This window comes from Halorubrum sp. Eb13, from assembly GCF_002252895.1.
Lineage (GTDB): Archaea > Halobacteriota > Halobacteria > Halobacteriales > Haloferacaceae > Halorubrum.
This window is the reverse complement of record NZ_NHPE01000003.1, coordinates 1-13,378: the sequence shown is the minus strand read 5'-3', so window position 1 is coordinate 13,378 and position 13,378 is coordinate 1. Positions and strand designations below refer to the sequence as shown.

Annotated in this window: 14 protein-coding genes and 1 pseudogene; 12 read left to right on the top strand and 3 right to left on the bottom strand. The window is 71.1% G+C overall.

Features of this window, described 5'->3' with window-relative positions:
* Nucleotides 1-589 (bottom strand): annotated as a pseudogene (locus tag DJ75_RS00095) (hypothetical protein); the annotation flags it as partial.
* A 108-nt stretch (nucleotides 590-697) separates the two neighbouring features.
* Between DJ75_RS00095 and DJ75_RS00090 the strand changes: the two are divergent.
* From DJ75_RS00090 to DJ75_RS00040, 12 genes are all read left to right on the top strand, one after another.
* Nucleotides 698-1,276 carry a cysteine hydrolase family protein gene (locus DJ75_RS00090; protein ID WP_094521854.1) on the top strand — a complete coding sequence of 193 codons (579 nt, stop codon included), beginning with the start codon at nucleotides 698-700 and terminating at the stop codon, nucleotides 1,274-1,276.
* A 105-nt stretch (nucleotides 1,277-1,381) separates the two neighbouring features.
* Nucleotides 1,382-1,954, top strand: a complete 573-nt coding sequence (locus DJ75_RS00085; protein ID WP_094521853.1) for a hypothetical protein — start codon at nucleotides 1,382-1,384, stop codon at nucleotides 1,952-1,954.
* Nucleotides 1,955-2,130: 176 nt separating this feature from the next.
* Complete coding sequence (locus tag DJ75_RS19355) at nucleotides 2,131-2,220, top strand: HVO_2523 family zinc finger protein (protein ID WP_394338266.1); 90 nt, start codon at nucleotides 2,131-2,133, stop codon at nucleotides 2,218-2,220.
* A 195-nt stretch (nucleotides 2,221-2,415) separates the two neighbouring features.
* Nucleotides 2,416-3,381 carry a phytoene/squalene synthase family protein gene (locus DJ75_RS00080; protein ID WP_094521852.1) on the top strand — a complete coding sequence of 322 codons (966 nt, stop codon included), beginning with the start codon at nucleotides 2,416-2,418 and terminating at the stop codon, nucleotides 3,379-3,381.
* Between the two features lie 20 nt (nucleotides 3,382-3,401).
* Nucleotides 3,402-3,611, top strand: coding sequence for a hypothetical protein (locus DJ75_RS00075; protein ID WP_094521851.1), 210 nt, complete (start codon nucleotides 3,402-3,404; stop codon nucleotides 3,609-3,611).
* 82 nt (nucleotides 3,612-3,693) lie between these two features.
* Complete coding sequence (gene hisD / locus DJ75_RS00070; protein WP_094521850.1) at nucleotides 3,694-4,971, top strand: histidinol dehydrogenase; 1,278 nt, start codon at nucleotides 3,694-3,696, stop codon at nucleotides 4,969-4,971.
* A 133-nt stretch (nucleotides 4,972-5,104) separates the two neighbouring features.
* The gene (phnD, locus tag DJ75_RS00065) at nucleotides 5,105-6,319 is read left to right on the top strand and encodes a phosphate/phosphite/phosphonate ABC transporter substrate-binding protein (protein WP_094521849.1); all 1,215 of its coding nucleotides are present in this window, start codon (nucleotides 5,105-5,107) and stop codon (nucleotides 6,317-6,319) included.
* Nucleotides 6,320-6,322: 3 nt separating this feature from the next.
* Nucleotides 6,323-7,171, top strand: coding sequence for a phosphonate ABC transporter ATP-binding protein (phnC, locus tag DJ75_RS00060; RefSeq protein WP_094521848.1), 849 nt, complete (start codon nucleotides 6,323-6,325; stop codon nucleotides 7,169-7,171).
* Nucleotides 7,172-7,174: 3 nt separating this feature from the next.
* A complete protein-coding gene (gene phnE / locus DJ75_RS00055) occupies nucleotides 7,175-8,011 on the top strand; it encodes a phosphonate ABC transporter, permease protein PhnE (RefSeq protein WP_094521847.1) in 837 nt (278 codons plus the stop codon).
* Complete coding sequence (gene phnE, locus DJ75_RS00050; RefSeq protein WP_094521846.1) at nucleotides 8,011-8,805, top strand: phosphonate ABC transporter, permease protein PhnE; 795 nt, start codon at nucleotides 8,011-8,013, stop codon at nucleotides 8,803-8,805. The genes phnE (DJ75_RS00055) and phnE (DJ75_RS00050) overlap by 1 nt, the downstream gene beginning before the upstream one ends.
* 113 nt (nucleotides 8,806-8,918) lie before the next feature.
* Nucleotides 8,919-9,677, top strand: coding sequence for an HAD family hydrolase (locus DJ75_RS00045; protein ID WP_094521845.1), 759 nt, complete (start codon nucleotides 8,919-8,921; stop codon nucleotides 9,675-9,677).
* 50 nt (nucleotides 9,678-9,727) lie between these two features.
* Entirely contained in the window at nucleotides 9,728-10,876 is a 1,149-nt protein-coding gene (locus tag DJ75_RS00040; RefSeq protein WP_094521844.1) for a mechanosensitive ion channel family protein, read from the top strand.
* 85 nt (nucleotides 10,877-10,961) lie between these two features.
* On the opposite strand, the gene DJ75_RS00035 is transcribed toward DJ75_RS00040, so the two are convergent.
* On the bottom strand, nucleotides 10,962-12,422 hold the full coding sequence (locus tag DJ75_RS00035; protein WP_094521843.1) for a hypothetical protein: 1,461 nt from the start codon (nucleotides 12,420-12,422) through the stop codon (nucleotides 10,962-10,964).
* An 84-nt stretch (nucleotides 12,423-12,506) separates the two neighbouring features.
* Nucleotides 12,507-13,378, bottom strand: an 872-nt coding sequence (locus DJ75_RS18415; protein WP_176451395.1) for a hypothetical protein, incomplete at its 5' end; no start/stop codon positions are given.

Below are 13,378 nucleotides of genomic sequence, written 5' to 3'. Positions count from 1 at the left end.
GATCGACTCGGTGTTCGGCGGCGCCGTCTCCGGTTTCTACTCGCCGGCTCAGGACCGGATCGTCCTCGTCGTCGCCGAACACCGAGTCGATCTCGTCGTTCGCGTTCTCCTCCTCGCCGACGACGAACAGCGCCTCCCACACCTGGTCGTTCCAGCGGCGGAACGCCTCGCTGCTGTTGTTCCCGCCGGCCGAGTCGTTCATGAACTCCTCCCGGGAAACCGTCTCGACCGGCACGTCCTCCCGGAACGGTCGCTCGCGGATGTGCTCGACGCGCGCCATCGTCAGGTGCGTCAGCGCCTCCAGCTCGGACTCGTTGAGGCCGTCGCTCTGGTTGAACGACAGCTCCGCCTCGTAGTGGGTTCCGTTCCAGCAGCCGACGACCTCCGTCCCGTCGCCCGCGTCGCACTCGGCGGCGGTCGCGCTTCGGGGGACGTCGCCGGCGGCGACGTCCGTCGGACCGGAAGCGACGCTATCCGCGGTCTGACTGGGAGCGACGCTATCCGCGACCGGGCCAGCGGCGACTCCCCCGACCCCGAGCGAGAGGAGTGCGATCGCGGCGACGACCGAGAGGGTGAGAACCCGTCGCATAGTGGCGATTACAACCGACCCGGTAAGTAGTTTGCCGGTCCGTCGGTCGCCGGCGGCGACGCGACGGCCGGCTTCGCATTTTTCACACCGGGACCCCAATCGCCGCGTATGCCGTACGATCCGACCGAGACCGCGGTGATCGTCGTCGACATGCAGAACGGCTTCTGTCACCCGGACGGGAGCCTTTACGCCGAACCGAGCGAGGCGGCGATCGGGCCGGTGACGGCGCTGGTCGAGCAGGCGCGCGAGGCGGGCGCGAGCGTCGTCTACACCCGCGACGTCCACCCGCCGGAGCAGTTCGACGAGACGCACTACTACGACGAGTTCGACCGCTGGGGCGAACACGTCGTCGAGGGGTCGTGGGACGCCGAGCTCGTCGAGGGGCTCGACGTCCGCACTGACGACCACGTCGTCGAGAAGCACACCTACGACGCCTTTTACCGGACCGAGCTGGAGGGGTACCTCGACGCGCACGGGATCGACGACCTGCTGATCTGCGGAACGCTCGCGAACGTCTGCGTCCTTCACACGGCCGGCAGCGCAGGCCTGCGTGATTACCGTCCCGTCGTCGTCGAGGACGCGCTCGGCTACATCACCGAGGACCACCGCGAGTACGCCGTCGACCACGCGGACTGGCTGTTCGGCGAGACGACGCTGCGCGAGGAGGTTGAGTTCGCGGACGCGTGAGCCGGCGGGGGCTGATAGTGAGCCGCCGAAGCCGCCACCGGGACCCGTTATCAGCGGCGTGAATCGGCGTGTAACCCTTTTGAACCCCGACGGGGACCGTCGAGTATGGAACTCTCTCGACGCGGAATGCTCGCCGGGGCGGGGGCCGCGTGCGCGGTCGGTGCCGTCGGCTTCGCCGGGGCGACGGCGGTGACGGACGGCGAGGGCGGCGACGGCGCGTCCGGCGACGGAGCGATCGGCGACGATCCGGTCGGCGGCGGCTCGACCGGAGGCGACGAGAGCGGCGGTCCGGCCGGCGCGGTCGACGTCGATCCGGAGGCCCCGTTCGAGGCGCGGCTCCTCCGGGACGGCGAGGACGACCGGCGGCTGTTCGGCGCCGGCGACCTCGACGAGGTCGAGGGCGTCTTCGACGACGACGGCGAGTACCTCGTGTACGTCGCGCTCGGCGACGACGGGATCGACGCCTTCCAGGAGCGACTGGCCGCGTCCGGCGCGGTCGACGAGCCGGAGCGGTTCGTCGTGTCGATGGCCCTCGACGGGACCGAGGTCCGGCGGGTCGAGTTGGACGAGCCGACGGTGAGCGCGCTCACCGAGGACGGCTGGGGCGGCGTGTTGACGCTCCCGTTCGGCGAGGAGCGCGTCGCGCAGTCGGTGTACGACTCGCTGGCGTCGGCCTGACTGGTCAGGGAGACCGATACTTACAGTGGGTCGGAGCGACCGCGAGAGGCGGCCTCGCGGCGCGGAGGGGATCGGTTATGCCTCCGGCGACCGTACTGAACCGCATGAGCGAGGGCGACGGCGGTGGGAACACGGGCGGCGGGCCGACCGGCGGGTCCGGCGGTCGGCCGTGCCCGATCTGCAAGAGCCCGATGTACCACAGACACTGCAAGTACGTCTGCCCGGCCCACGGGGTCGTGTACGACTGCAGCGACACGTTCTACTGACCGCGAGGCGGCGCCGAGCCCGAGTTTTCGCCGGTGGCGCGCCTCCTTCGCGTCTCCCGAATAAACACGGAATTAACGGATAGCCGACATGAAAACAACAATGGATGTGCGAACTGTTATGTTCTTGGAGGCCGATTTTTGCCTTATGACCGGCGACCCGCTCTTGACCCTCCTCTCCGACCGGCAGGGGTCACCATGGTAGAGCACACACAGGTTGCCCGGAGCAAGCGGATCCAGCGTCGCACGGGCAAGACCTTCCACGTCGCCACCCGGCTGCTTCCGAAGCGGATCCGCCATGCAACGTACGTTCTGTACGGTTTCTTCAGGATCGCCGACGAGGTCGTCGACGCCGAGGACACCGGGCCGCCGGCCGAACAGCGCGCCGAGCTCGACCGGCTCCGGCGGGCCGCTCTCGGCGAGGAGCCGACCGACGACCCCGTGTTGGAGGCGTTCGCCGAGGTGAAAGCGGAACACGGGATCGCCGACGAGGACGTCCGCTCGTTCGTCGACGCGATGGAGAGCGACATCGACACCGACCGCTACGAGACGTACGAGGAGCTGGAGACGTACATGGACGGCTCCGCGGCCGCGGTCGGGCGGATGATGACCGCGATCATGGACCTCGACGAGGAGACCGAGGCGGCGGCGCTTCCGCACGCCACCAAGCTCGGCGAGGCGTTCCAGATGACGAACTTCATCCGCGACGTCCGCGAGGACGTCGTCGAGCGCGGCCGGGTGTACCTCCCCCTAGAGACCCTCCGGCGACACGACGTTAGCGAGGAGCAGATCCTCGAGCTGGAGTTCGACGCCGACGTCGCGGCCGCGGTCCGCGAGGAGCTCGCCCGGACCGAGCGGCTCTACGAGGAGGGGGTCGCGGGGATCAAGTACCTCCCCGAGGACTGTCAGCTGGCGGTGTTGCTCGCGGCGGTGCTGTACGCGGACCACCACCGGCTCATCCGGGACCTGGGGTACGACACGGTGTCGACGACGCCGGAGCTCTCCTTCGCCCGCAAGATCTCGCTGCTCGTCCGGACGCGCTGGAAGTGGCAGTGGAACAAGGACCCGGAAGCGGTGTTCTACGAGATGTGTCGCGGCTTCGACGGCACGCGCGACCATCGCGAGCACGGACCGCACGGCTCGGGCGTCGCGCAGTCGGACTGAACGGGGCCCGGAGGCGCCGAATGAACCGCTCCCGCTTCGTCGGGCTCGCCCTGCTCGCGTTCGGGCTCGTCTTCCTCTCGTTCGTCGTCCGCGGCACGACTCGCCTCGTCGCGCCCTACGAGCTGGCCGTGGCGCTGTCCGCGCCGATCCTCTTCGCCGCGGCGGGGCTGCTGGCGGTCCTCGTCGCGCTCGCGACGCTCGACGTGACCGGGGTCAGACGGTTGGAGTGAGACGGGGAGACGCGCCGACCGCCCTCGCGCCCGGGGTGCGCCGAGTCGGAACGCCCTTTTGACCGCGGCCCGGAGTGAGCGCATGGACGTACGAACCGTCGCCGACCTCTCGCCCGCCGAACGGCGCGCCTTCTTCGAGCGCGACGCCGGCGTCGACGCGGTCCGCGACGACGTGGCGGAGATCGTCGGTAGAGTGCGCGAGGAGGGCGACGTCGCGCTGCGGGAGTTCGCCGAGGAGTTCGACGGCGTCACCGTCGGCAACATCGACGTCACCGACGACGCCCAGCGCGCGCACGCCGAGCTCGACGACGCGAACGATCCGGTCCTCGACGCGGTCCGAGAAGCCGCCGCCAACGTCCGCGAGTTCCACGAGCGGCAGCGCCCCGAGGACTGGCGCGACGAGTTCGGCGGCCGAGAGCTGGGCCGCCGGTTCCGGCCGATCGACCGCGCGGGGGTGTACGTGCCCGGCGGCGCGGCCGCGTACCCCTCCAGCGCGCTGATGGGGGTCATCCCGGCGACGGTCGCGGGCGTCGACCACGTCGCGGTCGCGACCCCGCCGGCCGAGGACCTGAATCCGGTCACCCTCGCGGCGGTCCACGAGGCCGGCGCCGACGCGGTGTACCAGGTCGGCGGCGCGCAGGCGATCGCCGCGCTCGCGTACGGGACGGAGACGGTGACGAGCGCGCAGAAGGTGGTCGGCCCGGGCAACAAGTGGGTCACCGCCGCGAAGGCGGTCGTGCAGGGCGACGTCGAGATCGACTTCCTCGCGGGGCCGAGCGAGGTGCTCGTGCTCGCGGACGAGACGGCCGACCCCGAACTCGTCGCGGCCGACCTCGTCGCGCAGGCCGAGCACGACCCGAATGCCTCCGTGGTCGCCGTCACCGCCGACGCCGACCTCGCCGCCGCCGTCGCCGAGGCGGTCGACGAGCAGGCCGCGGACCGCGAGCGTGAAGAGACGATCCGGGCCGCCCTCGACAACGACGCCTCCGGCGTCCTCCGCGCCCGGTCGATGCCCGAGGCCGTGCTGTTCGCCGAGGAGTACGCGGCCGAGCACCTCTCGATCGTCGCCGACGACGACGAGGCCCTCTTAGATCGGATCACGAACGCCGGCTCCGTCTTCCTCGGGGCGTACTCGCCCGTCGCCGCCGGCGACTACGCGGCCGGGACGAACCACGTGCTGCCGACGAACGGCGGCGCGAAGCGCTACGGCGGGCTCTCCGTCGACACCTTCCTCCGGTCGTCGACGGTCCAGCGGCTCGACCGCGACGCGCTCGCCGACCTCTCGGAGACGGTCACGACGCTCGCGGAGGCCGAGGGGTTGGAGGCGCACGCGGAGAGCGTCCGGAAGCGGTTCGAGTAGGCGAAGAGATATATACCGCTCCCGACCGGTACGGATTACTATCTAGTAACACGCACCGGTCCGTATCTCTCGAAACCACCCCATACAATTCATAGCAGCCTTCATACGCCGAATACGCGATCGTGAGAGCGTAATGGTGGAAGACACCGGCGGACGGACGGAGACGAGTTCGAGACGGCGATTTATTCTGGCCGGCGGGGCCGTCGGAATTGCCGGGCTGGCGGGCTGTTCCGGCGGGAGCGGCGACGGCGAGGCCGGGGCGGGCCTCGATTCGGGCGACGAGGACGGCGGTGACGGCGGTGATGGCGGCGACGGCGGATCGGGCGACCCGATGCTCGCGGACGCCTCGGAGTTCGATCCCGCAGAGCCCGGCTGGGAGGAGAACAACTACCTGATGACGGCGGTCTCGGAGAACGACTACTTCCAGGGGAGCCAGACGGACCTGGAGAACATGCGGAACCAAGACGTCGAGGAGATAGCTCACGGCAGCCCGCCACGGGAGCTGCCCGACGACGAGAGCGAGTGGGTCGACCCCGACCCGCTCATCTTCGTGGACAAGCCCGGCGAGTCCGGCCAGTCGCAGTATCAGGATACCATCCAGCCGCTGCTGGACCGGCTCGAGGAGACGACGGGCCGGACGGTCGAGTGGCAGCCCGTCGACTCCAACGCGGCGACGGTCGAGTCGTTCCGGGCGGGGCGCGGACACCTGGGCGATATCTCGACCGGAACGTCCGCCTTCGGGGTCAACCTCGGCGGCGTCGTTCCGTTCGCGGTCCCGATAAGTCCCTCCGGACAGTTCGGCTACCGGCTGCTGGCGGTCACCCGCGACGACGAGCACGACATCCAGTCCGTCAACGACTTCGCGCGCGACGACGTCAAAATCGCACACTCCGAGCCGGCGTCGAATTCCGGTAATCAGGCGCCGTCGGCGCTGTTCGACCAGTTCTTCGACGTGACGGCCGGAGAGGACTACGAAGTCAACTTCTCGGGCGGCCACGACCAGACCGCCCGCGGCATCGCGGCGAGCGACTACGACGCCGGGCCGATCTGTAGCACCTGCGTCGATGACCTCATCGGGTCGACGGAGGACATCGACTACGACGATTTCAAACTGGTCTGGGCGAGCAACCCGTTCCCGCCGGGGCCGATGGTCCACCGCTACGACCTCCACCCGGATATCGTCGAAGGGATCAAGCAAGCGACCATCGGGACCGACTGGACGGACACCGAGTACGCCGAAAACACCGGTGAGGCCGAGTACGTTGAAATCGACTACAAGAACGTCTTCAACGACATCCTGATCATCCAACGATACAACGGCGTCGAGTACGAGAGCGGGAACCTCTGAACCATGCTCGAAACGGAGAAGCTTGGAAAGACGTATCCAACCGGTGACGAAGCGCTCAGCGACGTCTCCGTGCGGATCGACGGCCGCGAGGTCGTCGCGATGATCGGCCCGAGCGGGGCCGGCAAGAGCACGTTCGTCCGGTGTATCAACCGGCTGGTCGAGCCGACGGCAGGGAGCGTCCGCCTCGATGACACGGAGCTGACCGCGCTGGACGACGACGAGCTGCGGGACGCGCGCCGGAACATCGGGATGGTGTTCCAGGAGTACAACCTCGTCGAGCGGCTCACGGTGATGGAGAACGTGCTCTCCGGGCGGCTCGGCTACCTCTCGAACTGGGCCGCGCTCCGACGGAACTTCCCGCCGGAGGACGTCAAGCGGGCCTACGAGCTGCTGGAACTCGTCGGGCTCGACGGCATGGAGGACAAACGGGTCGACGAGCTCTCCGGCGGGCAGCGCCAGCGCGTCGGCATCGCGAGGGCGGTCGTCCAAGAGCCGAAGATCCTGCTGGCCGACGAGCCGACCTCGAGCCTCGACCCCGAGACCTCCCGCAACGTGATGGAGCTGCTCACCGACATCGCCGAGGATCGCGACGTGCCCGTGCTGATCAACATCCACGAGGTCGACCTCGCGGAGGCGTACGCGGACCGAATCCTCGGACTCCACGCCGGCGAGCTCGTCTTCGACGGGCCGGCGAGCGACCTCACCGACGAGTCGAAGGGCGTCATCTACCGCGGCGAGGAGCCGCCGGAGTCGGCCGCGACGGACCCGGACTGGCTGTCGGGTCCGGACGACGAGTCGAGCGCGCGGAACGGGCAGGACACCGGTTCCGACCGCCTGCCCGCGGAGGACTGACCCGTGGCGACCGAGTCGTCCTCGCCGGCGGGGTCAACGGGCGCGGCCGACCGGCGGACGTGGCGGCGCCCGACCGCGTTCCGGAACCGGTACACGAAGTGGGCGGTGTACGGGGCCGTCCTCGCGCTCGTCGTCTGGTCGGTGGCGAGCCTACAGATCACCCTCGGGCGGTTCCTCTCGGGACTCGGCTACGGCTACGAGCTGATCGACTCGATGCTGCCGCCCGAGACCGGCAGCGAATACACGCTCAGGCTGTTCGACCGCATGATCGAGACGATCGCGATGGCGATGGTCGCCACCGTCGCCGGGATCGCGATCAGCCTGCCCGTCGCGTTCGGAGCGGCGGAGAACCTCGCGCCGCGGCCGGTGTACTACCTGAGCCGCGGGGTCATCAGCGCTACGCGCGCCATCGACGGACTGATCGTCGCGATCATCGCCGTCATCGCGCTCGGGTTCGGCCCGCTCGCGGGGATCGTCGCGATCAGCTTCAAGACGATCGGCTTCTTCTCGAAGCTGTTCGCCGAGGACTTGGAGGACATCGACATGGGCGGTGTCGAGGCAGTCCGGGCGACCGGCGCGACCCGTTTTCAGAGCGTGGTCTACGGGGTCGTCCCACAGGTCGTTCCGCGGTTCGCCGGGCTCGCCGTGTACCGGTGGGACATCAACATCCGGTCGTCGACGATCGTCGGGATCGTCGGCGCCGGCGGGATCGGCGTCCTCCTCCAGCGAGCCTACCAACGGTACGAGTACGACTACGTGGCGGCGATCCTCGTCGCGATCATCGCCGTGGTCCTCGTCGCGGAGTTCGTGAGCGCCGTCGTCAGGCGGAGGGTCCAGTGATGGCTGGCGCCACGCGCGAGTGGAGCCGGTTCGACGCGCGAGAGCGGCTCTTCCGGATCGGGTCCGTCGTGGTCGCCGTCGCCGTCGTGGTCGCCTCGTGGGAGTGGCTCGACATGAGCCTCCAGTACGTGACCACCGCGCCGGCGCAGGTCGGCGACCTCCTCGGGCGGATGGTCCCGCCGGACTGGGGGTACCTGCCGAACGCGGTCGGGCCGTTGGCCGAGACGATACAGATCGCCGTCGTCGGGACGATCGCGGCGGTGATGATGGCGGCCCCGGTCGCGTACATCTCCGCCGAGAACACGACGCCGAACCGGGCGACGTACGCGCTCGGAAAGCTCATCGTCACCGTCTCGCGGTCGGTCCACACGATCGTCTGGGCACTGCTGTTCGTCGTGATGCTCGGGCCGGGCGCGCTCGCGGGGACCGTCGCGACCGCGGTCCGGTCGATCGGGTTCCTCGCGAAGCTCCTCGGCGAGGAGATCGAGGAGATAGACTTCGGGCAGGTGGAGGGGGTCCGGGCGACCGGCGCGAGCCCTGCGCAGCTGTTGATCTACGGGATCGTCCCGCAGATCAAGCCGGCCTTAGTCGGACTCAGCGTGTACCGCTGGGACATCAACGTGCGGGCGGCGACGATCCTCGGGTTCGTCGGGGCCGGCGGGATCGGCGTCCAGCTGTTCGAGGCGATCGACTCGTTCGCGTGGCGGACGGTGTCGGCGCTGCTGATCGCCATCCTCGGCGTCGTGCTGGTGAGCGAGGGAGTGTCGGCGTACGCCCGCCGGAAGGTGCGCTGAACCCCGCCTATCGGCGGGAGACCCAGCCTCGGCCCTCCGAGGCGGACCGATAACCGAGTGCGAACGGCTCGCGCCGCGAACGACCCGCGGACCGACGACGACACACGGAACACATGACAACGCATCACGACACCGACGGACGGAACGACGAGGTCGTCCTCTTCGACATGGACGGCGTGATCCTCGACGGTTGGGGGACCGACGAGGTGGTTCACAGCCGCGCCCTCGGCGACGTCCTCGAGGAACGGGACATGCGGGTGACCGGCGACCGCCGCCGCCCGCTCGAAACGCGCGACTACGACGACGAATTTCGCGTCGCCTGCGAGGAGCTCGGCGTCGATCCGGCGACGCTGTTCCGGGCCCGCGAGGAGCGCAGCGCGAAGCGCTCCGTCGCGCGGCTCGCGGCCGGCACGAGGCGGCTCTGTCCCGACGTCGACGCGATCGATGAACTCGCGCGGCACGTCCCAATCGGGCTCGTGAGCAACAACTACCACCCGACCGTCGAGTTCGTCGTCGACCACTTCCGGCTCGACGGGTTCTCGTTCGTCCGCGGCCGCGACCTCGGCCCGGAGGGGTTCCGCCGGCGGAAGCCGGAGCCGTACTACCTGAACGAGGCCCTCGACGCGCTCGGTGCCGAGGGAGGGCTCTACGTCGGGGACCGCGCCACCGACGTGATCGCCGCCGAGCGAGCCGGGCTCGACGGCGTGTTCCTCAGGCGCGAGCACAACGCCGCGCTCGACCTCGACGTCGAACCGGCCTCGGAGATCGAAAGCCTCCGGGAACTCGTCGACCTCGTCGAGGCGACTCGGCCGGCCGCAGAGACGGAACGCCCGAGTTCGGGCGTCGAGAGCGTCCGGAAGCGGTTCGAGTAGGAGACCGACCCCGCAGAAACGGTTATCTCGCGCACTCGCCTCCGGACGGTATGATCCCGTCGCCGCTGACGTTGTTCGAGGGGCTCACGGCGGTCGAGGCGACGGTCGCGGTCCTCGTGGTCTCGATCGTCGCCGCCGTGGGAATGGAGTTCGCCGTCCTGCGGGTCGCCCGCCGGTACGTCGCGGCCACCGACTCCGGGTACGACGACATCGTCATCTCCTCGCTGCGCGCGCCGCTCGTCGTCACCGCCGCGCTCGTCGGGGTGTACCTCCTCACGCAGGTGCCGTCGGTCCGGACCTCGGTGCTCGTGAGCCCCCGGCTGCTCGATAGCGTCTTCGGTCGGCCGTCGCTGTCGGTGATCGTCCTCGTGTGGGCGCACGCGGCGAACACCGTCGTGAACCGGCTCGTCGCCGCCGTCAACGAGGAGGGCGGTCGGTTCGACTTCGCGCCCGTGTTCTCGAACGTCTGGACGCTCGCGGTGCTCGTCGGGAGCGCCGGCACGCTGCTGTGGCTGTGGGGCATCGAGATCACGCCCCTGCTCGGCGCCGCGGGAGTCGCCGGCATCGCGGTCGGCTTCGCCGCGAAGGACACGGTCGCGAACTTCTTCGGCGGGATCGCGCTCTACTTCGACGACACCTACAAGATCGGCGACTACATCGTCCTCGACGACGGCACCGCCGGGACCGTGATCAAAGTCGGCGTGCGCTCGACGACGCTGCTCACCCGCGACGAGGTGCTGGTGACGGTGCCGAACGCGGCGCTCAACGCCGCGAAGGTGACGAACGAGTCCGCGCCGCAGCGCCGGCGCCGCGTTCGGGTCCCGATCGGCGTCGCCTACGGGACCGACGTCGACGCGTTCGAGGCGCTCGCGCTCGAGGTCGTGCAGGCGGAGCCGCTGGTCCTCGACTCGCCGAAGCCGCGGGCCCGGCTGCGCTCGTTCGGCGACTCGGCGCTGCAGTACGAGATCCTCTGTTGGGTCAACGGGCCGACGCGGCGCCGACGCGCACAGCACGAGCTCAACCGCGCGCTGTACAAGGCGCTGGCCGCGGCCGACATCGAGATCCCGTACCCGAAACGCGACGTGACGGTCACCGCGACCGACGGTTCGATCCCCGAGAGCGCGGGCGTCGAGCGGTCGGGTCCCCCGTCCGCCGCCGCGGCGGAACCCGCCGAGCGCCGAGCGGGCGACGGCGACTGAAGCCGGCGGCGACTGAAGCCGGCGACGATTGAGGGCGACGGCGACTACGTGCAGCGAGGGACCCCGACGGCGGGGCGGGCGACCGTCAGGTCGACGCCCCGGCGTCGCCGTCCGGGGAGGCCTCGGGATACCACGCCGGCGGGACCGCGGCGGTGTCGCCGAGACGGTCGTACCGGAACGCGACCCGGACGCGCTCGCCGGTGGGCTCGTGGACGTACGTCGCCGACAGCTCGAGGACGAGGCCGTCGGCGCTGACGAACGCGACCGCCCGGAAGTCGCTGACTTCCTCGCCGAGCGCGCGGGGCTCGCCGCGCACCTCGACCCGGTACAGCGGGATCTCCGTGGCCGCCGGGCGGACCGTCGACTCGCTCCCGTTCAGGAACCGCCGGATCGGCTCCGCGGCGACCTCGCCGGCGAGCGCCGTCGCGTTCGGCGCCGCCGCGGGCGGGACGCGACGGGTCTCTACGCCCCCGGACCCCGCGGCCCGCTCGTAGACGGCGTCGCCGTCGGCGAACACCTCGACGACCCCGTCGCGGCTCGCGTTCGGGACCGGCGCGTTCGGGACCGACGCGTTCGCCGAGGCGGCGATCCGGTACCGGCGCTCGGAGGCGACCGCCAGTTCGACGCCGCCGTCGCCGGCGATCCCCACGCGGCCCCCGGTCGACGCGTCGAGGTCCGTCGCGTTCGCGGGCCCGGACGCGACGAGGAGGACGGACGCCGACGAGAGGGTCGACGCGGCGGCGACGTGGGCGTCGGCGAGCGCGTCCGCGTCGTAGACGCCGGTGAGGAAGACGCCGGGCGGCGTCCGCGCCGTCGACCCAACCGTGCCCGTGAGCGCGTCCTCGTAGAGCCCGAGGGACGCCGCGTCGTCGAGCGTGGCCGCGCCGCGCTCCGCCGACTCCGCGGTGCCGATGGCGTCCGCGGCGGCCGCGTACTCCCCGCCTGCCGGCGGCGACGGGGGAGCCGGCTCCCCCACGCCGGGACCGAGCCCGGTGACCCCGCCGAACGCCGAGGGCCCGCCCACGGCGAGGACCGCGGCGGCCGCCACCAGGGCGGCGACGGCGACGACGGCGAGCGCGGTCCGCCTCTCGTCCGAGACCGACCGCCGGAGTCGCGACGCGCGGCGTCGGACGCCGCCGGGACCCGCGGCGGCGGCCGCGCCGGCGGCCGCGAGGTCGACGCCGAAGCGCCGGCGGAACAGCCGGTCCGCCGCGTCGCGGTCGATCCCGTAGCACAGCCGCTCGCGGAGGTCGGCCGGCGAGACGTACGCCGCCCCGACCGCGTCGGCTCGGCGCCGGGGGGACGCGGCGAGGAGGCGCCGCGCTCCGTCCCCGACGACCGCGTCGGCGTCGTCCGGAACGGGCGTCCCGACCGCGATCCGTCGAACGCGGCCGTCGCGACGGGCGACGACGACGCTCGACTCGGCCGCCTCGCGGGTCGTCTCCCAGCCCCGCGCCGCCCACAGCGCGGCGACGAACTCGCGGCGCTCTGCCGGCGAGAGGGCTCGCCATCGGCGGGCGAACGCCGCCTCCGACGGGATGCTCATGGGAGGGATGACGGATGCTACCTATACAAACGTACCGCGGACCGGGACCGGTCGAGAGCGGGTCTCCCGCGCCGACCGAGACCGCTACTCCCGCGGGAAGGTGAAGAGTCGGACCCCGCAGTCCGGGCAGGCGAGCGTTTCGGCGGGCTCCTCGTCGGGGCCGGTGTAGCCGCCGCAACAGGGGAGGTCGACCCCGCGTTTCAGGTCGCCCTCGCAGTCGGGACAGGCGTCGAGGAACATCCGGTTCGTCCGCGCCGCCGCGAGCCGGAACGACTCGTCCGAGAGGAAGGGCTCGGCGGCGCGGTAGCCCGCGATCTCGGCGATGGCCACCGGCCGGCGGAGCCACGTCTCGTCGACCGTGTTCGCGCCGGCGGCGGAGAGCGCGACCCACTCGTCGCCGTCGGCGTCGCCGTCGCCGCGGACGACTCGGGACTCGGTCGCCGGGGATATCTCCCGGGCGACGTCGGCGATCGCCTCCGTCTCGCGGATGCGGAGCCGCGCCATCTCGGCGTTCCAGCGGTCGCGGTACTCGTCGGTCGGCGCGACGGCGTCGCCGTCCACTCCGAGGACGCCCGCCGCGAGGAGTCGGTCGAGGAGCGCCTCGCCGTCGACGTCGTCCGGGTCGAGCGAGCCGCTCCCGGCCGCCGGCGCGCGGCCGCCGTCGGTGGCGGCGTCCGCGCCGTGGAACAGCGCCTCGCTGCCGGGGATCGGGGCGACGAGCAGCGGCGCGAAGCGCGGCGTCCCCGGGACGACGTACCCGCGGAGCCAGACGAGCGCGAGACCGGCGGCCGAGACGACGGCGGCGGCCGGGAGGCTCGCGATCGACACCGCCGCGGCGGCGACGGCGACGACGGCGTCGACGGGTTGGACGGCGACGATGGCAGCGATGGCAGCGCTGGCGGAGACGGGGGCGACGGTGGCAGCGGCAGTCCGGATCCTGCCTCTTATACACATCT

What these genes read in the sequence shown, in the direction of transcription:
- DJ75_RS00090 (WP_094521854.1), top strand. Translation starts at nt 698, where the DNA reads ATGCCGTACGATCCGACCGAGACCGCGGTGATCGTCGTCGACATGCAG.
- DJ75_RS00085 (WP_094521853.1), top strand. Translation starts at nt 1,382, where the DNA reads ATGGAACTCTCTCGACGCGGAATGCTCGCCGGGGCGGGGGCCGCGTGC.
- DJ75_RS00080 (WP_094521852.1), top strand. Translation starts at nt 2,416, where the DNA reads ATGGTAGAGCACACACAGGTTGCCCGGAGCAAGCGGATCCAGCGTCGC.
- DJ75_RS00075 (WP_094521851.1), top strand. Translation starts at nt 3,402, where the DNA reads ATGAACCGCTCCCGCTTCGTCGGGCTCGCCCTGCTCGCGTTCGGGCTC.
- hisD (WP_094521850.1), top strand. Translation starts at nt 3,694, where the DNA reads ATGGACGTACGAACCGTCGCCGACCTCTCGCCCGCCGAACGGCGCGCC.
- phnD (WP_094521849.1), top strand. Translation starts at nt 5,105, where the DNA reads ATGGTGGAAGACACCGGCGGACGGACGGAGACGAGTTCGAGACGGCGA.
- phnC (WP_094521848.1), top strand. Translation starts at nt 6,323, where the DNA reads ATGCTCGAAACGGAGAAGCTTGGAAAGACGTATCCAACCGGTGACGAA.
- phnE (WP_094521846.1), top strand. Translation starts at nt 8,011, where the DNA reads ATGGCTGGCGCCACGCGCGAGTGGAGCCGGTTCGACGCGCGAGAGCGG.
- DJ75_RS00045 (WP_094521845.1), top strand. Translation starts at nt 8,919, where the DNA reads ATGACAACGCATCACGACACCGACGGACGGAACGACGAGGTCGTCCTC.
- DJ75_RS00040 (WP_094521844.1), top strand. Translation starts at nt 9,728, where the DNA reads ATGATCCCGTCGCCGCTGACGTTGTTCGAGGGGCTCACGGCGGTCGAG.
- DJ75_RS00035 (WP_094521843.1), bottom strand. Translation starts at nt 12,422, where the DNA reads ATGAGCATCCCGTCGGAGGCGGCGTTCGCCCGCCGATGGCGAGCCCTC.